General features: G+C 74.2%; 8 protein-coding genes and 2 pseudogenes. 4 read left to right on the plus strand and 6 right to left on the minus strand.

Features of this window, described 5'->3' with window-relative positions:
- Positions 1-206 precede the first annotated feature (206 nt).
- On the minus strand, positions 207-1,340 hold the full coding sequence (locus tag BM290_RS12845) for a GGDEF domain-containing protein (protein WP_093613408.1): 1,134 nt from the start codon (positions 1,338-1,340) through the stop codon (positions 207-209).
- Positions 1,341-1,656: 316 nt separating this feature from the next.
- Between BM290_RS12845 and BM290_RS12850 the strand changes: the two genes are divergently transcribed.
- The gene (locus BM290_RS12850) at positions 1,657-1,863 is read left to right on the plus strand and encodes a DUF397 domain-containing protein (RefSeq protein ID WP_093613410.1); all 207 of its coding nucleotides are present in this window, start codon (positions 1,657-1,659) and stop codon (positions 1,861-1,863) included.
- A gap of 44 nt (positions 1,864-1,907) precedes the next feature.
- On the opposite strand, the gene BM290_RS12855 is transcribed toward BM290_RS12850, so the two are convergent.
- The gene (locus BM290_RS12855) at positions 1,908-2,729 is read right to left on the minus strand and encodes a helix-turn-helix domain-containing protein (RefSeq protein ID WP_342352054.1); all 822 of its coding nucleotides are present in this window, start codon (positions 2,727-2,729) and stop codon (positions 1,908-1,910) included.
- Positions 2,730-2,941: 212 nt separating this feature from the next.
- Here BM290_RS12855 and BM290_RS12860 point away from each other — a divergent pair, with 212 nt between their 5' ends.
- Genes BM290_RS12860 through BM290_RS12870 form a run of 3 tightly spaced genes read left to right on the plus strand, consistent with a single transcriptional unit; the run spans position 2,942 to position 5,041 of the window.
- A complete protein-coding gene (locus tag BM290_RS12860; RefSeq protein ID WP_093613414.1) occupies positions 2,942-3,352 on the plus strand; it encodes a GntR family transcriptional regulator in 411 nt (136 codons plus the stop codon).
- A complete protein-coding gene (locus BM290_RS12865; RefSeq protein WP_093613416.1) occupies positions 3,342-4,232 on the plus strand; it encodes an ATP-binding cassette domain-containing protein in 891 nt (296 codons plus the stop codon). The genes BM290_RS12860 and BM290_RS12865 overlap by 11 nt, the downstream gene beginning before the upstream one ends.
- Positions 4,229-5,041 (plus strand): hypothetical protein, encoded by an 813-nt coding sequence (locus BM290_RS12870; RefSeq protein ID WP_093613418.1) that lies wholly within the window; start codon positions 4,229-4,231, stop codon positions 5,039-5,041. Before BM290_RS12865 ends, BM290_RS12870 begins: the two co-directional genes overlap by 4 nt.
- Positions 5,042-5,056: 15 nt before the next feature.
- Here BM290_RS12870 and BM290_RS12875 read toward each other — a convergent pair whose 3' ends face one another.
- From BM290_RS12875 to BM290_RS12890, 4 genes and pseudogenes are all read right to left on the minus strand, one after another.
- A complete protein-coding gene (locus tag BM290_RS12875) occupies positions 5,057-6,343 on the minus strand; it encodes a hypothetical protein (protein WP_143133729.1) in 1,287 nt (428 codons plus the stop codon).
- Between the two features lie 172 nt (positions 6,344-6,515).
- Complete coding sequence (locus tag BM290_RS12880; protein WP_203779256.1) at positions 6,516-7,238, minus strand: thioesterase II family protein; 723 nt, start codon at positions 7,236-7,238, stop codon at positions 6,516-6,518.
- Positions 7,239-7,273: 35 nt separating this feature from the next.
- A pseudogene (locus tag BM290_RS12885) lies at positions 7,274-13,576 on the minus strand (thioester reductase domain-containing protein); the annotation flags it as partial.
- Between the two features lie 277 nt (positions 13,577-13,853).
- Positions 13,854-21,830: pseudogene (locus tag BM290_RS12890) on the minus strand (SDR family NAD(P)-dependent oxidoreductase); the annotation flags it as partial.
- Positions 21,831-21,857: the final 27 nt, after the last annotated feature.

Consider the following 21,857-nt stretch of genomic DNA (forward strand, 5'->3'; position numbering starts at 1 on the left):
GACGCTGCCCATAGGCCCACGGCAGCCGCCCACCGCAGGCAGACGAAGTCGCTGCTGAAAACCCACGGGACCCGCGCACCGAAGGCCCACGAAGTGACTGCCCCAAAACCCACGCCAGCCGCCCGCCGGCGGGGTTTCTCACCGTGGGCTGACGGGTGCCGCTGACCGGAGGGCGGCGGCGACCGGGTCCGCCGCGCCGGTGTCCGTCAGGTCGCCGTGATCACGTCTGGGCCGGAGGACTTCCGGTCCAGGTACGGATCGGCATCGGCCCGGGCGGTGAGACAGCTCGTCGGGATCGTGTCGACCATCGTGCCGGGCCCGCTGTGGCCCCGGTAGCGGACCAGCGCCGCCCACTCGCAGGCGCCCTCGACCACTCCCGCCCGGCGGGCGCCGCTGCGGTGCACCCAGACCGGGTCGCCGGCCCGGAACGTGGCCGCGGATCCGGGGTCCGCCGGGCCGGGCGAGGGCGCGGATCCCGGGTTCGTCGAGCCGAGCGAGGGCGCGAGGACGCTGGCCGCCGAGCCGGGCGAGGGCGCGGATCCGGGGTCCACCGGGCCGGGCGAGGGCGCGGATCCCGGGTCCGCCGAGCCGAGCGAGGGCGCGGGGACGGTGGCCGCCGAGCCGGGCGGGCGCGCGGGGACGGTGGCCGGATCGTAGGTCTCGGTGTGGTCGCCGGTCTCGGTGGCCACGACCCAGGTTACGCCGGCCCGGCCGGTGGACTTGGCGTGCCGTTTGGCGCCGAACATGGCCTGATCGGCGCGGCGCAGCAGGTCGGGAAGGTCGCGGGAGCGCCCGGCCGGCACGACGCCGATCGAGGCGGTGACCGACAGGGTGTGGCCCAGCACGTGCATCGGGGACGCGATCACCGCGCTCAGCGAACCGGCCACCTTGTGCCACCACGTCTCCGGGACGTCTGCGCGCGGGGTGCGGGACAGGGCGGCGAACTCGTCGCCGCCGAACCGGGCCACCAGATGGTCGCCGAGGCAGTCGACGATGCGCCGGGCGACGACACGCAGGACCTCGTCACCGGCGTCGTGCCCGTAGGTGTCGTTGATCGGCTTGAAGCCGTTGAGGTCGAGGATCAGGACGGCCGACGAGCAGTCGTCGCTCAGCAGTTTCGGGGCGAGCGTGTGGAAGAGGCGGCGGTTGGCGAGGCCGGTGAGGTCGTCGTGGCCGGCCATCCATCGCAGCGAGGCGCGCTCCTGCTCGAGCTGCTGGACGTGCGCCGCGAGCTGGTCGATGCGGGCCTGCAGGCGGGCCGATTCGGGATCGGTGCGCGACGGAGTGTCTTCCGACGGTACGCCGCCCGTGTCGGCGGCGGCAGGATCGAGGATCCGCATCGGCCGTCCTCTCAAACTCTGCCGGGCCAGCGGGAGCTGTCGATTCGACGGCGATGAATCGCCGGGCGCCACAGGGGAATCATCGCAGCCGTCCCGGGCGCGTGCAAGATTTCACGTCGACGACTGTCACCGTGACGTGATGCGTCGAAGGCGGGTTTCGGCTACTCTTTGTGCGTGCTCTTTCGTGGTGAAAGAACGGCTCGGGGGCTTGAAATCCTGATTCTGCACGTCGGGCAGGCATTGGGGGTCACTTCCGGTCACTCTGAGAGTGGCAGGAACATTACCCACAGTGACGATCCCCGGAGGGGGGATACTGATGAGTAGCGAAACCGGCTGGATCATCTCCAGCAGGTCGACAGGCAACGGAGGCAGTTGCGTCGAGGCCCGCCGTCAGGACGGCCGTATCGAGGTGCGCAACAGCAAGGCACGCGAGGCCGGCACGGTGGTGTTCACCGTCGAGGAGTGGGACTCGTTCCTGTTCGGCGCCAAGCGTGGCGAGTTCGACCAGCTCCTGACCGACTGATCAGCCGGCTGCCGGGCGGCGGCACGCGGTGCGGGCGAGGCTCGTCAGCGGAACTCGCCGACCGGCACGGAATCCTTGGTGATGAGATCGAAGATCCGCCGATACTCGTCGACCTCGACCTGCTCCTCCAGATAGAGCGCGCCGACGTGGGACTCGAGGTAGACCACATCGGGATCGTCCGGATCGTCGAACTCCAGGATCCGGAAGGCGCCGGCCATCGCCGCATGCGCCCCGACCGAGAACGGCAGCACCCGGATGTCGACAGTCTCCTCACGGGACAGCCGTCGCAGATGCTCGATCTGGCCTTTCATCACCGTCTCGCCGCCGACCGGCCGGGTCAGCGCCCCCTCGCCGAGCACCGTCACGAGACGGATCGGTGGGTTGCGGGCGAAGAGCGTCCGCTGCCGCTGCATGCGGAGGTTGATGTGGCGCTCGGCGATCTCCACGTCGGCCGGCTGCTCGGCGCCGAAGACGGCCCGGGCGTACTCCGGCGTCTGCAGCTCGCCCGGAACGACCTCGCCGTCATACCCGAACATCCGGGACGCGGACGCCTCCAGCCCCACATACAGCTTGAACCACTCGGGGATCACCGGGCTGGCATCCCACCACTCCTGCTGTGAGGTGCCCAGCGCCAGGTCGGCAAGCGCGTCGGTGATGCTCTGGTCGGCGCCGTAGAGCCAGCAGAGCGCGCGCACGTTGGCCCCGGTCACCGGAACCTTGCCCGTCTCGATGCGGTGCAGCGTCGGCTCCGAGATGCCCAGCCGCGACTCGACCACATCCCGCCGGCTCATCCCCGACGCGATACGCAGCCGCGTCAATCGCCGCCCCAACGCCCGCCGCACGACCCGTTGGCCTGTGACCGGCACGAATAACCTCCGCCTTGCCAACCCCTGTGGACGGTGACGCCGACTACCGTACCCGCAACGCCGCGTTGCCAACAGCCAACCCGGCGTTGCACAACCGGCGTTTCTCCGGCGACGCGCCGGGGTCCGCGGTGATCCGACGCGGACACCGGGTCGCGATGGTTGACACGGCGCGGTGACGTCCTCCAGGCTGAGTCCACTAGTCAACTAGTGGATTGGCTGATTTCTTGATCTTCCGGATCGATCGGCGGACCGGGGTCTCCGTGCATGTCCAGCTGGTCCAGCAGGTCCGCCAGGCGATCCGGATGGGCCGGCTGACCTCCGGCGATCAGCTGCCGACGGCTCGCGAGGTCTCCGAGAGCACCGGAATCAATCCCAACACGGTGCTCAAGGCGTATCGCGAGCTGGAGACGGCCGGGCTGGTGGAGGCGCGGCAGGGGGCCGGCACGTTCGTCCGTCGCGGCCTGGCGCCACCGGCGGACGACGAGGCGTTGCGGCGCGAACTGGCGGACTGGGTCGCCCGCGCCCGGGAAGCGGGCCTGGATCTCGCGGACATGCAGGCCCTCGTCGCCGACGTGACGGCGGGAACGGCACCGACCAGGGAGGAGGCACGCCGTGCCGACTGACCGTACGGTCCCGGCACTGGACTTCGCCGGGGTCACCCACCGCTTCGGCCGGCTCACCGCGCTGGACGGCTGCTCGTTCACGGTGCCGATCGGTGCGGTCACCGCGCTGATCGGCCGGAACGGCGCGGGCAAGAGCACACTGCTGCGTGCCGCGAGCGGACTGCTCCGGCCGGAGGCCGGCGAGGTGCGGGTGTTCGGCGAGGCGGCCGGTGACGGTCCGCTGCCCAGGATCGGGTACGTGGCACAGCAGGCCCCGTTGTACCCGATGCTGACGGTGGCGCAGACGCTGACCCTGGGCGGCCGGCTCAATCCCCGCTGGGACACGGCGTACGCACGGAAGCTCGCGGACGACGCGGCGCTGCCCGGCGCCGCCCGGGTGGGCGCCCTGGCCCCGGGGCTCCGCACCCGGCTGGCGCTGGTGATGGCGCTGGCCAAGCGGCCCGATCTGCTGTTGCTGGACGAGCCGCTGGCCCCGCTCGACCCGGTCGCCCGCACCGAGGTCGCCGGGGCGCTGATGGCCGATGTCGCCGAGCGCGGCACGACGGTGGTGCTGTCGTCGCAGGTGGTGGCCGACGTCGACGGCGTGTGCGACCACGTGACGGTGCTCGCGGAGGGCCGGGTCCGCCTCGCCGGCGAGGTCGAGGCGGTGCTCGCTGATCACCTGGTCGCGGTGGGGGCCGGCAGCGGGCTCGGCGCGCTCGACGGCATGGAGATCATCGAGGTCCGTACCGCGGGCCGCGACGCCACCGCCCTGATCCGGACCACCGGCCCCACCCCGGCCGGCAACCTGGCCTGGCACCGGCCCTCGTTGGAGGAGCTGCTGCTCGGCTACCTGCGCGCGGCCGGCCCGGCGCCCCGACGAAAGGTTCCCGCCGCATGAACTGGCTCGCCCTGCGCCTGCTGCGCCCGTATCTGATCGTCGCCGCCGGGCTGAGCGTGGCGTCGACGGCGCTCGTCCTGATCGGCGCCCGCGTCATCGACCGGCAGCTGGACGTGCACGGCATCACCGTCGAGGAGTACGCGCCCGACCGTACCGGCCTGTGCGAGACGGCCGTCAGCTGCCTGCCGGCCGGGGTGGCGAACGATCTGGCGCAGGTCATCGCCCTGGTCGCCGCGTTCACCCCGCTGCTGATCGGGCTGATCCTCGGTGTGCCGCTGTTCGCCCGGGAGAGGGAGGAGGGCACCGACACCTTCGTGCTCACCCAGTCGGTGCCCCGGCGGCGCTGGCTGACCACGAAACTGCTCTGGGCCCAGGCCGCCGGCGCGCTCGGCACGGCCGCGGTGGCCGTCAGCTTCCGCCTGGCGGCCGCACGGTTCACGCTGGTCCTGGACGATCCCGGCTACGCGCTGCTGCGGGAGGCGCACAAGAACAGCATTCCGTTCATGGTGATGCAGGCGGTGTTCGTCACCACGCTGGCCGGCGTCGTCGGGCTGGCCGGCGGGCGCACGTTGCGTACCGTCGTGGTGTCCGTCCTGGCCTGGCCGGTGACGCTGGTCGTCGCGCAGATCGGCGGTCTGCTCCTGGCCATGCTCGCCCTGCTCCTGACCTCCTGGTCGGCGACGCTGTCCACGATGGCCGGGACGCTCGGCGAGGACGAGGCCGCCACCTTCGCGGCGCTCGCCCTCGCGGCGTACACGGTGGTCGCCCTGCTCATCGGCAGACGCGCCCTCGCCGCCCGCCGAGCCTGACCACCGAAAGGGGATTCAGGCGATCGGGGCCAAGCCGATGTCGACGACGGCCTCGCCGGCGTCGGTCACCTCCACCACGGCGCTCCAGCCCCGGTTGTAGTAGTCACCGGTGCTGCCGATGATGTCCGAGTCGGTGGTGTCGTCGCCGACGTCCGGCACGGTGAACTCGTACGGCGCGCCGCCCATCGGGTACGCGTTCGCCACGTAGCGGCCCGGCTTCAGCCGTACGGAGTAGGCGCCGCTCTCGTCAAGGTGGCCGCGGGGCACGTCCCAGTCCGGCTCGGTGCCCTCCAGCACGAACTCGATCTTGCCGATCCGGCCGTACGCGGTGGGCTCGTCCGCGTCCCGCCGGCCGTCGCGGTCGTTGTCCAGCCAGGCGCGGCCGCTCATCGTACCCTCGGCGTAGTAGATCGTGCCGCCGTCGGCGGCGTTGTTGCCGGTGCTCTCCTCCGGGCTGGACGTGTCGGCGGTGGCGGTGAAGGTCAGCGGCCCGTCCGGTGCGCCCGGCCCGGCGACGAGCGTGAGACTCAGCAGGTTGTACAGCTGGGACACGTCGTACGCGCTGTCGCGGGCGCACACGATCGCCGGCTCGGCGTCCGTCCCGGTGAGCGCGCAACTCCACCCGGGATATCCGGGGTCGAGCGACACCGCCCGCACGGCGGGCGGCAGCGGGACCCGCACCGTCACGTCGTGAGCCGGGCTCCCGCCGATGTTGTCCAGCTCGATCCGGACCTCGAACCGCTCGTTCGCCTTGACCCGCTGCGCGGGGACGACGGAGACACTGTTGACCGTGATGTCGGCGGGACGCGGCACGACATACCGGAAGGTGGTCGCACCGCTGTTGTTCCTCAGCGTGCGCTCGGGCGTGGCGGTGGACGCCGACCCGCGCATCGTGACCGTGTCCCCCACCGTCCCGGCCGGAAGCAGGACCGTCAGATTCAGGGCCTCGAACTCGCCGGGCCCGACAGTACGCCCGTTGGTGCAGGCCCACGCGGCGGCCGAGGTGTCGCAGGTCCAGCCGAACTGCTCGTTCTCCGCCGGATCCATCGTGCTGCCCGCCGGCGGGGTGAAGTGGAACGTCACCCGGGCCGCGGCTCGCGTGCCGACATTGGTGGCGACCGCCTGCACATACGCCCGTGCGCCCATGCCGCCCAGGTAGGACACCTCGGTGGACTCGGGACGCCACTCGAACTCCAGGTCCGCCCGGGCGGGGGCGGCCGCCGCGGGCGCCGCGAGGACCGCCACCGCCAGGCCGGGCAGAAACGCCGATAAGGTACGCGCGAATGTCGATGTGATGACCATGATCTCCCCCGTTGAGATGGCCCGCCGGAACACCGGCGATCACCGCATCGTAGGCCTTCGATGTGTCCCGTCGGGGCCGACTCCGCGGCGAGTGATCATGTGCGCGCAGTCCGCCGGCCCGTGCCGCACGGACGAGCCGTTCCGGTCCGGCGTCGTCGCCGAGCCACCTCCGTCAACGGCTGATCCGGGCGCCGGCGAACTGTGACCAGTCCGCCAGCAGTTCCGTCACCACCGCGGCCAGGGACGGCAGATGGGTGGCCGGATAGAAGTGGCCGCCCGGCATCGCCTGGCACACGAACGGGCCGGACGTGTACCGCGACCAGGCCCACGCGTCGTCCGGAGTGACCCGGGGGTCGTGCTCCCCGGCGAGCGCCGCGATCGGGGAACGCAGGATCACGCCGGACGCCGGCCAGGTCTCCAGGGCACGGTAGTCGTTGCGGATCACCGGTAGGGCGGACCGGACCAGCTCGGCCTGCACCGGATCGGTGGTGGGCGCGCCGTTGAGGATCTCCACCTCCGCCAGCAGGGCCGCATCCCCGAGCCGGTGCACACCGGCGCCGGCGGTACGGGACGGTGGCCGGGCCGCGGAGGCGATCAGGCCCAGCGGCGGCCGGCCGGCGCGTTCCAGCCGGGCCGCCAGCGCGAGGCCGACGGTGGCGCCCATGCTGTGGCCGAGCAGCGCCACCGGCCGGTGCGACCACGGCAACGCCTGGTCGATGTGGCTCGCCAGGGTTCCGAGGTCGTCGACGAGCGGTTCGGCCAGCCGGTCCTGGCGGCCCGGGTACTGCACCGCCAGCACCTCGACGCCCGGCGCCAGAGCCCGGGCCAGAGCGAAGAAGCTGGACGCCGAGCCGCCGGCGTGTGGCAGGCAGATCAGCACCGGGGCATCCGGCAAGGTAGGAGTGAACCGTCGTATCCATCGCTCGTTCGTCATGCCGCTCCCCCGTCGGCCGGCGCCGGGAACCATCCCCGGTCGATGAAGAACTCGACGTGCCGCCGGAAGAACTCGCGGGTCACCGGTGGGCACGAGATGCCGCTGCCGGCCAGTGCGGCGACCGTCTCCCGGTCGTCGACCGGCGGGTAGAAACGGTCCGGGGCGGCCGCCATCACGTCGAAGGCGTCGAGCAGCGGCAGCAGCGCGTTGGCCGGGTCGCCGGTGATGGCGGCCCGCCAGTCGCCGGTGGGCAGTTCGGCCAGCGGGTAGCCCGTACGCCGAAGCTCGTCGATCATCTCCTCGAGGGCGATGTCACCGTGCCCGGCGACGTGGAAGGTGCCGCCGGCGGTCTGCTCCCGGCGGGAGATGTGCAGGATGGCGGCGCTCGTGTAGTCCACCGGCATCAGCCGGAACCGGACCGGCACGGGCTCCGGGACGGCGCTGCTCTGCACCATGCCCTTGAGCGTCAGCCACACGTAGTCGCGGCTCTGGCAGGCGCCGGACCCGCTGTCGCCGGCGATCAGGTCGATCCGGTAGACCGAGACCGGCAGCCCCCGTCCGCGGGCGATGTCGATGATCTGCTCGGCGACCCATTTGCTCTGCGTGTATCCGGTGGGCAGCCGCTCGCCGGGCCCGGCCGGGTCGCCGACGCGCAGCCCGGCGCCCGCGGTGTCGCGGCCGACGTAGACGCCGAGGGTGGACACGTAGTGCACCGGCACGGTCCGGAAGCGGGCGGCCAGCCGCAGGATCTCGGCGGTGCCGCCGACGTTCGCGGCACGCACCGTCGCGTACGGCTGCACCCAGTTGACGGCCGCGCCCGCGTGGTAGACGGCGTCGACGGTGCGGGCCAGGGTGTCGTAGTCGTCGCCGGTCAGGCCGAGCCGTGGCGCGGCCAGGTCCCCGGGGACGACGATCAGCCGGTCCGGGTCGATCTGGCCGGTCAGGCCGTACCAGTCGAGGTTGTCCAGCAGCCGCTGCCGCGCCTCGTCCGGCCCCGCGCCGCGGATCAGGCAGTGCACCCGGGCCCGGGTCTGACGCATCAGGTCGCGCAGCAGGTAGGCGCCGAGGAACCCGGTCGCGCCGGTGAGCAGCACCTCCCGCGGATCGGCGGCGAACCGGTGCACCTCGTCGGCGGGCCGGATGTCGTCGTCGAGGGTGAGGTCGGCGGCGAAGTCGGGTCCGGCGGGCCGGTCGTACCCGTCGCCGCCGGGCCGCCCGTGCTCGTCACCGCCGAGCCGCCCGGCGAGGTGGCCGGCCGCGTCGAGCAGTGTCGGATGGTCGAAGACGAACGTGGGCGGCAGCCGCAGCCCGGCGAGCATGCCGAGCCGGTTGCGGAACTCGACGCCGGTCAGCGAGTCGAAGCCGAGGTCGGACAGCCGCTGGTCGACGGGTATCCCACCGGGGTCGGCATGGCCGAGGACGGCGGCCGCCTCCGCCCGGACCAGGTCGACCAGCCGGTCGCGGCGTTCCCCGGCGGGCAGCGCGGCGAGCTCCTCGATCAGCCCGGCCCGGGCGGCGTCGTTGCCGGCGGCCTCGCGCCGGATCAGCCGCAGCACCGTGTCGAGCATCGGCGGCACCTGGTCGGGCCGGGCGCGCAGGGCCTCCGGGTCCAGGGGCGCGACCACGACGCCGGGCTCGCCGCAAGCGAGCGCCGCGTCGAACAGGGCCGTCCCGGCGCCAGTCGCGATCGGTGGGTAGCCGGCGCGGGCGATCCGATCGATGTCGGCGGCGCTGAGCTCGCCGCCCGCGCCGCTGATCGCCCAGACGCCCCAGGCGATCGAGGTGGCCGGCAGGCCGAGCCCCCGGCGGTGGGTGGCGAGCGCGTCCAGGAACGTGTTCGCGGCGGCGTAGCTGGACTGGCCCGCGCCACCGATCACGCCGGCCAGCGAGGAGAACAACACGAACCCGGCGAGCGGCAGGTCGCGGGTCAGCTCGTGCAGGTGCCACGCGCCGTCGGCCTTGGGACGGAGCACGGCGTCCAGCCGGTCGGCGGTGGCGGAGGTGATCAGCCCGTCGTCGATGACACCGGCGGCGTGGACGATCCCGGTCAGCGGGTGCTGTGCCGGTATGTCGTCGAGCACCCGGCGCAGGGCGTCGCGGTCGCCGGTGTCGCAGGCCACGATCCGCACCCGGGCGCCGAGTCCGGCCAGCTCGGCGGCCAGCCGGTCGGCGCCGGGCGCGGCCGGCCCGCGGCGGCTGGTGAGCACCAGGTCGGCGACGCCGTGCGCGGCTACCAGGTGCTTGGCGAACAGGGCGCCCAGCGCGCCGGTGCCGCCGGTGACCAGCACCGTGCCGCCGGGGGCCCACGGTGGCACGGACGGGGTGGCGCCGATCCGCCGCAGACGCGGGATGAGGAGGACGCCGGAGCGGACGGCCGCCTGCGCGACACCGCTCGCGACGAGCCTCGACAGCATCGGGTACGGGTCGCCGTCACCGTCGATGTCGGCCAGGAGGAACCGCCCCGGGTTCTCCGACTGCGCCGCACGGATCTGCCCCCACACCGCGGCCGCTGCGGGATCGGTCACCGGGCCGCCGGCCGGGACCGCGCCACCGGTGGTGATCACCAGGGGAATACCGGTGAGCCGGTCGTCGGCCAGCCACGCCCGGACCAGGGTGAGGACCCGGCGGGTGTGCACGTGCGCCCGCCCGGCAGAGGCCGAGTCGGTGTGCGCGCCGCCGCAGTCGTACCGGACGGCGGTGGCCGCGGCGGCCCGGTCCAGGGCGGCACGCAGCCGATCCGGGTGGTCCGGGTCTGCGGCCACCAACACGGCCCAGTCGTGGTCCGGGTGGGGTCCGGTCACCTCGGCGGGCACCCACCGCACCGCGAGCATCGCGTCCGGCGCGGGCTCGCGGACCGGGTCGTCCGGCCCGCGTTCGACGGCGCCGAGGGTGGCGACGATCCGGCCGGCACGGTCGGCGAGGACCGCGCTGAACCCGTCGCCGGCCGGGGTGATCCGGGCGCGGACGGTGGTGGCGCCGGTGGCGTGGACCTGCCAGTCCCGCCAGGCCCGGACCGGCCCGTCACCCGGGGCCGTCGCCAGCAGCCTGTCGAGCAGGGCCGGGTGCAGCACGTACCGGCCGGCGTCCCCGGCCTGGCTCTCCGGGAGGGTGACCTCGGTGTACCGGTGTGGCGAGCCGCCGGCCGGGCCGGACTCGGACGGCCAGTTCGTGATCGGCTCCGGCGCCGCGGCGATGGCGACGCCGAGCGTGCCGTCGGCGTGCCGGGTCCACGGGCCGTCGCTGTGGGCGGGCCGGGCGTGGACGGTGACCGGGCGCAGGCCGCGGTCGCCGGGCGCGCCGACCCGCACCTGGACCTGCAGGCCGCCGCGGGCCGGCAGGGTCAGCGGGATGACGGTGCGCAGCTCGCGGACGGTCGTGCAGCCGGTCTCGTCACCGGCGCGGGACACCATCTCCAGCACTGTCGCCCCGGTGACAGCCGGGGTGCCGGGGATCGGCAACCGGGTGGTGAACACCGTCTCGTCGCCGCCGGCCAGCGACACGGCCGCGCCGAGCAGCGGGTGGGCGGTGTCGCGCAGGCCCAGCCCACCGGCGTCGCCCGAGCGGCCGGAACCGAGGTGCCAGTAGCGGGTGTGCTCGAACGCGTACGTCGGCAGTGGCGTCACCCGCGGGTTGAGCCCGGCGAACGGGTGCTCACGATCGGTGGCCACGCCGTGGGTGGCGACGTGGGCCACGGCGAGCTGAAAGGTCTGTACGGCATCGGTGTCGCGCCGTAGCGTGCCTCCGGCGAGCCCTTCGGCGCCGAGGTTGTCGCGGAGCGAGGCGAGCAGCACCGGGTGTGCGCTGACCTCGATGAACGTATCGTGCCCGGCGTCGGCGAGGGCGCGCACGGTGGCAGCGAACTCGACCGGCCGGCGCATGTTGGCGTACCAGTACGAGGCGTCCATCCCGGTGGTGTCCAGGCGTCCGCCGGTGACCGTCGAGTACAGCGGCACGGCCGCCGCGCGAGGCCGGACCTCGCGGAGGGCGTCGAGCATCTCCCGCTCCACGACGGCGACCTGCGGCGAGTGGGACGGGAAGTCGGCCGGGAACCGTTTGGTCCGGGCGCCGGCCGCGGCACACTCGGCGACGAGCTCGTCGAGGTCCGCCCGCTCACCGGCGACCAGCACCGACGCGGGGCCGTTCTCGACGGCCAGGGTGAGCCGGCCGTCGAAGCGGGCCAGGCGCCGCTCGACGTCGGCGCGGGGCAGGCCGATCGCGGCCATCCCGCCGAGCCCTTCGAGGCGGCGGGCGAGCCGGCTGCGGACAGCGATGACGCGGGCGCCGTCGGCGAGCGAGATCGCGCCGGCGACGACGGCCGCGGCGATCTCGCCCTGCGAGTGCCCGGTGACGGCGTCGGGCCGGACCCCGGCCGCCTCCCACATGGCGGCCAGGGCCACGTGAACGGCGAACAGGGCCGGCTGCACCACCTCGACACGGTCCAGGGACGGCGCGCCGGGAAGGCCGCGCAGCACGTCGTCCAGCGACCAGTCCAGGTGCGGTTCGAACGCCTTCACGCACTCGGCGATCCGGCCGGCGAACACGTCGGAGGAGGCCAGCAGCGCGGTCGCCATGCCCGGCCACTGGCTGCCCTGGCCGGGGAAGACGAACACGGTCCGGCCCCGGTCGGTGGCCGTGCCGGTGACCAGGTGCTCGGCGGTCGCGCCGGTGGCGAGGGCGTCCAGGCCGGCCAGTACGGCGTCCCGGTCGGTGGCCACCACGACCGCCCGGTGCGGGAACGCGGTACGGGTTGTGGCCAGCGAGTAGGCCAGGTCCCGCAGGACGCCGGGGCGGTCACCGGCCGGGAGGGAGCGTACGTGCGCCGCGAGCCGGGCGGCCTGGCCCCGCAACGCGGCCGGGGTCTTCGCCGACACCGCCCACGGCAGTGGCCCGGCGGCCACCGGCTCCTCGTCGGACGGCTCCTCGGCCGGGGCCTGTTCGAGCAGCAGGTGGGCGTTGGTGCCGCTGGCGCCGAACGCGGAGACCGCACCGCGGCGGGGCCGGTCGACGGCCGGCCACGGGCGGGTGGTGGTGAGCAGCTCGACGTCGCCGGCCGACCAGTCCACGAACGGTGACGGCTCGTCCAGGTGCAGCGTGCGCGGCAGCACCCCGTGCCGGAGGGCCTGCACCATCTTGACGATGCCACCGATCCCGGCGGCCGCCTGGGCGTGCCCCACGTTCGACTTGAGCGAGCCGACCAGCACCGGACGGCCCTCGGGACGGCCGGTGCCGTACGTGGCGAGCAGCGCACCGGCCTCGATCGGGTCGCCGAGCCGGGTTCCGGTGCCGTGCGCCTCGACCGCGTCCACGTCGGCGGTGGTCAGCCCGGCGTCGGCGAGCGCCTGCCGGATGACGCGTTCCTGCGCGAGCCCGTTCGGCGCGGTGAGCCCGTTGGACGCGCCGTCGGAGTTGACCGCGCTGCCACGGACCACGGCCAGCACCCGGTGACCGTTGCGGCGGGCGTCGGCCAGCCGTTCCAGCACGATGACGCCGGCGCCCTCGGACCAGCCGATCCCGTCGGCGGCGGCAGAGAACGGCTTGCACCGGCCGTCCGGGGCGAGACCCCTCTGCCGGGATCCGTCCAGGTAGCCGCCAGGGTGCGCGGCGACGTAGGCGGCGCCGGCCAGGGCCAGTGTCGACTCGCCGCGGCGCAGCGACTGCGCGGCCAGGTGGACGGCCACCAGCGCCGACGAGCATGCGGTGTCGATCGACACGGCCGGACCCTGCAGCCCCAGCGCGTACGAGATCCGCCCGGACGCCATGCTGCTGAGCTTGCTGGTCATCTGGTAGCCCTCGAACTCCGGCGGCGGGTCGAGGTCCAGGTAGCTCTGCTCGACCAGCCCGGCGAACACGCCCGTACGGGAGCCGGTGAGGGTCTCCGGGTCGATGCCGGCGTGCTCGAGGGCCTCCCACGCCGACTCCAGCAGGAGCCGCTGCTGCGGGTCCATGGCCAGCGCCTCACGCGGGGAGATGCCGAAGAAGCCGGCGTCGAACAGTCCCGCGGTGGCCACGAATCCGGCCTCGCGGATGTAGATGTGACCGGGCTTGGCCGGGTCGGGGTCGTAGAGCGCGTCCAGGTCCCAGCCACGGTCGGTCGGGAACGGGGTGATCTCGTCGCGTTCCTCCACCGCCACCCGCCACAGCTCGTCCGGGTTCTGCGCGCCCGGGAACCGGCAGGACATCCCGACGACGGCGACCGGGTCGCGCTGCGGGTCCTCCAGCTCGGCGATGCGGGCACGGGCCTGCTGCAGGTCGGCGGTGACCCACTTGAGGTAGTCGACCAGCTTCTCTTCGTTGGACATGTCCGGTCCCGTCTTGGCGTCAGCCGGCCCGGCGGCCGAGCTCGGTGTCGATCAGGTGGAAGATCTCGTCGGCGCTGGCGCCGGAGAGGTCGGCGACCGGGGCGGGACCGGTGCCGAGCCGATCCAGGACGGCGCGCAACCGTGCCCCGGCCGATGCCAGAGCGGGGTCGTCCGGCGCCCGGCCGGTGACGGCCGCTTCGAGCCGGTCGAGCAGGTCCGGGAGGTCCGGCAGGTCCGGCAGGCCGGTCTCCGGCACTCCGGCCGGGAGCAGGGTGAGCAGGTGCCGGGCCAGCGCGGCCGGGCTCGGGTGCTCGAAGACCACGGTGGCGGCCAGCTCCAGGCCGGTGACGGCGCGGAGCCGGTCCCGCAGCTGGACGGCGGTCATCGAGTCCATCCCGGTCTCCTGGAACGGCCGGTCGGCGGGGATCGCCGTGTCACCGGGATGGCCGAGCGCCTCGGCGCAGTGCCGCAGCACCAGGTCCCGCACGGCCCGTTCCCGGTCCGCGGGGTCCAGGCCGGCCAGCGTGGCGGCGAGGGCCGGCCCCGGCAGCGGTTGCGGGGCCTCGGGCAACGGCGACGTGGTACGGACGACGCCGGCGGCCAGCCAGTAGCCGCGGTCGTGGTCGAACGCGTAGCGCGGCAGGTCGATGCGGGTGGCGCCGCTCCCGGCGAAGTAGGCGGGCCAGTCCACGGCCACGCCCCGCGACCACACCGCGCCGGCCGCGTCGAGCAGTGTCGTCACCTCGTCGCGGCCACGCCGGGCCGTCGGCACCGCGCCGTCGACCAGCGTGGCGAGCACCGCGTCCGGTCCCACTTCGAGGAACGTGCCGATGCCCTGCTGCCGCAGCGTGCGCACGGCGTCGCAGAACCGGACCGTGGCCCGGATCTGCCGGGTCCAGTAGTCCGGATCGTTCCACTCGCCGTCCACCGCGGCGCCGGTCACCGTCGACACCGCCGGGATCGTCGCCTCGGCGTACCCGATCATCTCGGCCTGCTTGCGGAACTCCGGCTGCATCGGCTCCATCAGCGCCGAGTGGAAGGCGTGCGACACGGTGAGCCGCCGGGTACGCCGCCCGCGCGCCGCCCACCTCTCCATCACCGCCGCCACGGTCCGCTCGTCGCCGGAGATCACCACCGAGTCGTCGGCGTTGACCGCGGCGATGTCGGCCTCGTCGCCGATCTCCGCCTCGCTCGCCTGCACCGCCGCCATCGCCCCGCCCGCCGGCAGCGCCTGCATGAGACCGCCCCGGGCGGCCACCAGCACACACGCGTCGGGCAGCGACAGCACCCCGGCCACGTGCGCGGCGACCAGTTCGCCGATCGAGTGGCCGGCGAGCGCGTCCGGGCGTACCCCCCAGGTCTCCAGAAGGCGGAACAACGCGACCTCGAACGCGAACAGGGCGGGCTGGGTCAGCCCGGTGTCGTCGAGGCCGTCGCCGCTGTCGACGGCGGCACTCAGCGATGTCGGGAGCAGACGGTCGAAGATCTGGCAGATCTCGTCGTACGCGGCACGGAAGGCGGGGAACGCGGCCCCCAGCCCGGCGCCCATCCCGGCCCGCTGCGCGCCCTGCCCGGTGAAGAGGATCGCCAGTCCCCCGGTACCGGCGGTGACCGGCAGCGCGCTGTCGAGATCGGCGCCGGTGATCACCGCGCGGACCGGGAGCGCCGCACGCGTGGCGAGGGTGTAGCCGACGTCGGCCGGGTCGGTGTCCGGATGCCCGCTCAGGTACTCCCGCAACCGCAGCACCTGACGCCGCAGCCCCGCCTCGTCCCGAGCCGACAACACCCACGGCACCACAGGCAGAACCCGCTTCGATGTCTGCTCCGGTTCCGGGCCCTGCTCCAGAATGACGTGCGCATTGGTGCCACTGATCCCGAACGACGACACCGCCGCCCGCCGCGCCCGGCCCTCCACCGGCCACGGCCGCGCCCGCGACAACAACCGGACACCCGAGGCATCCCAATCCACCTGCGACGACGCAACCTCACCATGCAACGACCGCGGCATCAACCCGTACCGCATCGCCTGCACCATCTTGATCACACCACCCACACCCGCCGCAGCCTGGGCATGCCCGATGTTCGACTTCAACGACCCCAGCCACACCGGCCGGCCCGCCCGCCCATACGTGGCCTGCAACGCCCGCACCTCGATCGGATCACCCAGACGCGTACCCGTCCCATGACCCTCGACCACATCCACATCAGCCGCAGACAGACCGGCCACCGCCAGCGCCCGCCTGATCACCCGCTCCTGCGCCGGACCACTCGGCGCCGTCAACCCATTCGACGCACCGTCCTGATTCACCGCCGAACCCCGCACCACCGCCAACACCCGACGACCCGACGCCACCGCCTCCGACAACCGCTGCACCAACACCAACCCGACACCCTCGGACCAGCCCGTGCCCCGCGCATCATCGGCATACGAACGACACCGGCCATCCACCGCCAAACCACGCTGACGCGAGAACTCCACAAACGTGTTCGGCGACGACATCACCGTCACCCCACCCGCCACCGCCAGATCACACTCACCCCGCCGCAACGCCGCCACCGCCCAGTGCAACGCCACCAACGACGACGAACACGCCGTATCCACCGTCACCGCCGGACCCTCAAGACCGAACGTGTACGCCACCCGCCCCGACACGACGCTGCTCGCACTGCCTCCGGCGAGGTAGCCCTCCAGCTCCGGCGGCACCTCGCGGACCCGGGAGCCGTAGTCGCTGTACATGGCGCCGGTGAAGACACCGGTGTTCGAGCCGCGCAATGTCGCCGGATCGACGCCGGCGTCCTCGAACAGCTCCCACGTGGTCTCCAGCACGAGCCGCTGCTGCGGGTCGGTGGCCAGGGCCTCCTTCGGGGGCAGCCGGAAGAACTCGGCGTCGAACCGGTCGGCGTCGTACAGGAACCCGCCGTGCCGGGTGATCGACGTCCCGGGATGATCCGGATCCGGGTCGTACAGACCGGCCACGTCCCAGCCCCGGTTCACCGGGAACTCCCCGACCGCATCGACCTCCTCGGTCACCAACCGCCACAGGTCCTCCGGCGACCCCACCCCACCCGGGAAACGACACGCCATCCCCACGATCGCGATCGGCTCGTCGGTGGCCTCGACGACCGCCGGAACGACCGGGGCGGGCTCGTCGGCGCCGCCGAGGCGGGTGGTGAGGTACGCGGTGAGCCGCTCGGCCGTGGGATTGTCGAAGGCGAGAGTGGCGGGCAGGCGCAGGCCGGTCGCCTCGCCGAGCCGGTTGCGCAGCTCGACGGCGGTCAGCGAGTCGAGACCCAGCTCCTGCAGCGGGCGATCGGCGGGGATCGCTGTCGCGTCGGTGTGCCCGAGCACCGCGGCGAGGGTGGTACGGACCAGGTCGGCGACGACACGTTCCGGTGTTGCGGGAGCCGCCGCACCCGGCGTGGCGGGAGCCGCCGCTACCGATCTGGTGGGGGCCGCCGCCTGACGGCGGGGCGGGGCGAGATCCCGCAGCAGCGGCGGGATGCTCCCGGTGCCCGGCGTGGTCCGGTCCAGGCGGGTCGCCGCGTACACCGCCTCGCCGCCGGTCACCGCCCGGTCAAACAGGGCCGCTCCGGCCTCGACGGACAGCGGGCGCAGACCGAGCCGGGTCAGCCGGACGCGATCGGCGCCGGACAGGTGGTCGGTCAGTGTGCTGCCGGCGTCCCACAGGCCCCACGCCACCGACACGGCGGGCAGCCCGGCGGCACGCCGGTGGGCGGCGAGCGCGTCGAGGAAAGTGTTGCCGGCCGCGTAGTTGGCCTGGCCGGGTGTGCCGAGCAGGCCGGCGAGGGAGGAGTAGAGCACGAACGCCGACAGGTCCCCGGTGAGCTCGTGCAGATGCCAGGCGCCGTCGACCTTCGGGCGCAGCGTCCGGTCGAGGCGGTCCGGGTCGAGGGCGGTCAGCACGCCGTCGTCGGTGACGCCGGCGGTGTGCACGACGGCGCGAACCGGGTGGGCGGCGAGGACCGCCTCCAGAGCGGCGCGGTCGGTCACGTCGCAGGCGGCGAAGGAGACCTGTGCGCCCGCTGCGGCGAGCTCGTCGCGCAACTCGGCGCCCGCGGTGGTCTCGCCGCCGCGGCTGAGCAGCAGCAGGTCCCGAGTGCCGTGCTGATGCACCAGGTGGCGGGCCAGGGCGCGGGCGAGCGTCCCGGTGCCACCGGTGATCAGCACGGTGCCCTCGTCGAACCGCGGCGGGCCGCCCGCCGCGTGGTCCGGGGTGGCCAGCATGGTCCCCTCGTCGAGGCGCGGCGGGCCGCCCGCCGGGTTTTCCGGCGTGGTCAGGCGCGGCACCAGCAGCGCGCCGTCGCGGATCGCGAGCTGGGGTTCGCCGGTCGCGACGGCCGCGGCCAGCAGGTCGGGGGTGCCCGGGCCGTCGGCGTCGACGAGGGTGATCCGGTCCGGGTGCTCGCTCTGCGCCGAACGCAGCAGGCCCCAGACGGCGGCGTGCGCCAGGGAGGGCGTCTCGCCGGGGGCGGCGGCGACCGCGTGATGTGTCAGCACGACCAGGCGGGCGCCGGTGAGGCGTTCCTCGGCGAGCCAGTCCTGGACCAGGGTGAGCACGTGCGCGGTCACGCCGCGGACGGCGGTGGGCACGTCGGTGCCGGGCGGGGCGGCGGGCACCGGCGCGACCACGACGTCCGGCGGGCCGGCGGCCACTGTGGACAGGGTGGTCCGGTCGTCGAGGGTGATCCAACGGGCGTCCGGGCGCGGTTCGGCGGCGGTCACCGGCTGCCAGCGCAGGGACAGCAGGTCGGCGTCCGGGGCCGGGGCGCCGGAGATCGACAACGGGCGCAGGGCCACGGCGTCGGCGGCGGCGAGCGGGGCGCCCGCGCCGTCCGCGACGAGCAGGCCGTAGGTGTCCGCCCCCGCCGGGGTGAGCCGGACCCGCGCGACGGTCGTCGTGCCGGGCCGGAACCGTACGCCGGTGAAGCTGAACGGCATGCGGGCGGGCACGTCGCCGGCGACCCCGGGCAGCAGCGGATGCAGGGCGGCGTCGAGCAGCGCCGGGTGCAGGGCGAAGCCGGCGGCGTCGGTGAGGCTCACCTCGGCATACAGGTCGTCGCCGCGCTGCCACAGCCGCCGCAGGTTCCGCAGGCGCGGGCCGTACCGGTAGGACAGCTCGTGCAGCCGCTCGTAGACGTCGGTCAGGTCCAGCTCGGTCGCGTCCGCGGGCGGCCACGCGCGGAGATCCTCGAACGGCTCGGCAGCCGTGCCGGTGAGCCGTCCGGCCGCCACCGGATACCAGCTGCCGTCGGCACCGGCGTGGATCTCGACACGCTGCTCCGGGCCGCGGACCGCGACCTGCACGTCGACACCGGCGTCCGGCGGCACGACCAGCGGGGTGAGCAGGGTCAGCTCGGCGATGCCGGTGGCGCCGGTCTCGTCGGCGGCCCGGCGTGCCATCTCCAGCAGCGCGGTGCCCGGCACGATCACCCGCCCGTCGAGCACGTGGTCGGCGAGCCAGGGATGGGTGGCGATGTCGAGACGGCCGGTGAGCAGCAGATCGCCGGTGCCGGCCGGGCGGACGGCGGCCGTCAGCAGCGGATGCCCGGTCGTGGACTGGCCCAGCGCGGACGCGTCCGGGACGGCGGCCCGCGCAGTGAGCCAGTAGCGGCGGCGGGCGAACGCGTACCGCGGCAGGTCGGCCAGCGGGCCGGCGCCACCCGGGAAGTAGGCGGAGAAGTCGACCGGCACACCCCGCTTCCACAGGGCGGTCAGCGCGCCGACGACGGCCGGGACCTCGGGGCGGTCCGCGCGGCAGGCCGGGATCGCGTCGTCGACCAGGGCGGACAGCACCGCGGCCGGGCCGATCTCGACGAACGTGGTCGCGCCCAGCTCGCGCAGCCGCTGGACGGCGTCGGCGAACCGGACGGTGGCGCGCACCTGGCGCGACCAGTAGGCGGGCTGCTGCCACTCGTCACGGACCGGGGCGCCGGTGACGGTGGAGACCGCGGCCAGCGCGGGTACGGCGTACGTCAAGGTCTGCGCCCGGTCCTGCAACGCGCCCAGCATCGGATCCATCCGGGCCGAGTGGAAGGCGTGCGAGACGGTCAGCCGGCGGGTCCGCCGCCCCCGGCCACGCCACAACGCCTCGACCCGGGCGGCGGCCGGCTCGTCACCGGAGATCACCACCGCGTCGGCGGCGTTGACCGCGGCGACGTCCACCCCGTCCGGCAGCGTCGGGCGCAGCTCGTCCTCGCTCGCCTGGATCGCGACCATCACCCCGCCCGGCGGCAGGGCCTGCATGAGGGTGCCACGGGCGGCGACGAGCCGGGCCGCGTCGGGCAGCGTGAGCACCCCGGCGACGTGGGCGGCGGTCAGCTCGCCGATCGAGTGGCCGGCGACCAGGTCCGGGCGCAGCCCCCACGAGCTGAACAGGCGGAACAGGGCGACCTCGAAGGCGAACAGCGCGGGCTGGGTGAAACCGGTCTGCTCCAGGCCGTCGCCGGACTCGATCACCGGGCGCAGCGGCCGCGGCAGCCAGCGGTCCAGCTCGGCGCACGCCTCGTCGTAGGCGTCGCGGAACACCGGGAAGGCGGCCCGCAGCTCGGCGCCCATCCCGGCCCGCTGGGCGCCCTGCCCGGTGAACAGCACCGCGACCGGGCCGCCGGTCGCCGTCGCCGGTTCGGCCGCCGCGAGCGCGGCGCGCGCCTGCTCCCGGCCGGTCACGGTGATCACCGCGCGGACCGGCAGGGCGGGACGGGCCGCGAGGGTACGCCCGATCTCGGCGATCCCCGTCCCGGGGTGGGCGTCGACGAACCCGGCGAGCCGCTCGGCCTGTGCCCGCAGACCGTCCGTGTCGTGTGCCGACAGCAGCCAGGGCACCACCGGCGGGGCCGGCGGGACGGTGGCCGGCTGCGGCACGGTGTGTTCCAGGACGACGTGCGCGTTGGTGCCGCCGAAGCCGAACGACGAGACCGCCGCGCGGCGTACCCCGTCGGTCGCCGGCCAGTCCCGCGCCTCCCGGAGCAGCGCGACGCGGCCGCTGTCCCAGACGACGTGCGGGGTGGGCTCCTCGGCGTGCAACGTGCGCGGCATGACGCCGTGCCGCATGGCCTGCACCATCTTGATCACACCGCCCACACCGGCCGCCGCCTGCGCGTGCCCGATGTTGGACTTGAGCGAGCCGAGCCACACCGGGCGACCCGTACTGCCGTAGGTGGCCTGCAGCGCCTCCACCTCGATCGGGTCGCCGAGCCGGGTCCCGGTTCCGTGGCCCTCGATCACGTCGACGTCGGCGGGACCCAACCCGGCCGCGTCCAGGGCGCGGCGGATGACCCGCTCCTGCGCGGGGCCGTTCGGCGCGGTCAGCCCGTTGGACGCGCCGTCGGAGTTGACCGCGGTGCCGCGGACCACCGCCAGCACACGGCGGCCGTCGCGGATCGCGTCGGACAGCCGCTGCACCAGCAGCAGGCCGGCGCCCTCGGCCCAGCCGGTGCCGTCGGCCGCCGCCGAGTAGGACCGGCACCGCCCGTCGGCGGACAGCCCGCGCAGCCGGGAGAACTCGAGGAACGCGACCGGGGTGGACATCACCGTCACACCGCCGGCCAGGGCCAGGTCGCACTCGCCACGGCGCAGCGCCGAGGCGGCCAGGTGCAGGGCGACCAGCGACGACGAGCAGGCGGTGTCGACGGCGACGGCAGGGCCCTCCAGCCCGTACGTGTAGGCGAGCCGCCCGGCGGCGATGCTGCCGGCGCTGCCGCTGAACAGGTAGCCCTCGAACTCCTCCGGTGGCAGGCCCGGCCGGGCGCCGTAGTCGCTGTACATCGCCCCGGCGAAGACGCCGGTGGAGGTGCCGCGCTGCGATGCCGGGTCGATCCCGGCGTCCTCGAACGCCTCCCACGCGGTCTCCAGCAGCAGCCGCTGCTGCGGGTCGGTGGCGAGCGCCTCGCGCGGCGACATGCCGAAGAAGCCGGCGTCGAACAGGTCGGCGTCGTGCAGGAAGCCGCCCTCGCGGGTGATCGAGGTGCCGGCGTGGTCGGGGTCGGGGTGGTAGAGGCGCCGCAGGTCCCAGCCGCGGTTGCCGGGGAACTCGCCGACCGCGTCGACCCCGTCGGCGACCAGCTGCCACAGCTGCTCCGGGGTGTGCGCCCCGCCCGGGTAGCGGCAGGCCATGCCGACGATCGCGATCGGCTCGTGCTGGCTGTCCTGCACCTGCTGCAGGCGCTGCCGTACGTCCCGCGCGTCGGCGATCGCGCGGCGCAGATATTCGCGGAGCTTCTCTTCGTCAGCCATGGGGGCACCCTCTTTCCGGGTCGGCGA

The organism is Actinoplanes philippinensis (assembly GCF_900113015.1).
GTDB classification, from domain to species: Bacteria; Actinomycetota; Actinomycetes; order Mycobacteriales; family Micromonosporaceae; genus Actinoplanes; species Actinoplanes philippinensis.

Bases quoted from the DNA above. Each gene is read 5' to 3' on its own strand.
- BM290_RS12845 (WP_093613408.1), bottom strand. From the start codon at position 1,340: ATGCGGATCCTCGATCCTGCCGCCGCCGACACGGGCGGCGTACCGTCG.
- BM290_RS12850 (WP_093613410.1), top strand. From the start codon at position 1,657: ATGAGTAGCGAAACCGGCTGGATCATCTCCAGCAGGTCGACAGGCAAC.
- BM290_RS12870 (WP_093613418.1), top strand. From the start codon at position 4,229: ATGAACTGGCTCGCCCTGCGCCTGCTGCGCCCGTATCTGATCGTCGCC.
- BM290_RS12875 (WP_143133729.1), bottom strand. From the start codon at position 6,343: ATGGTCATCACATCGACATTCGCGCGTACCTTATCGGCGTTTCTGCCC.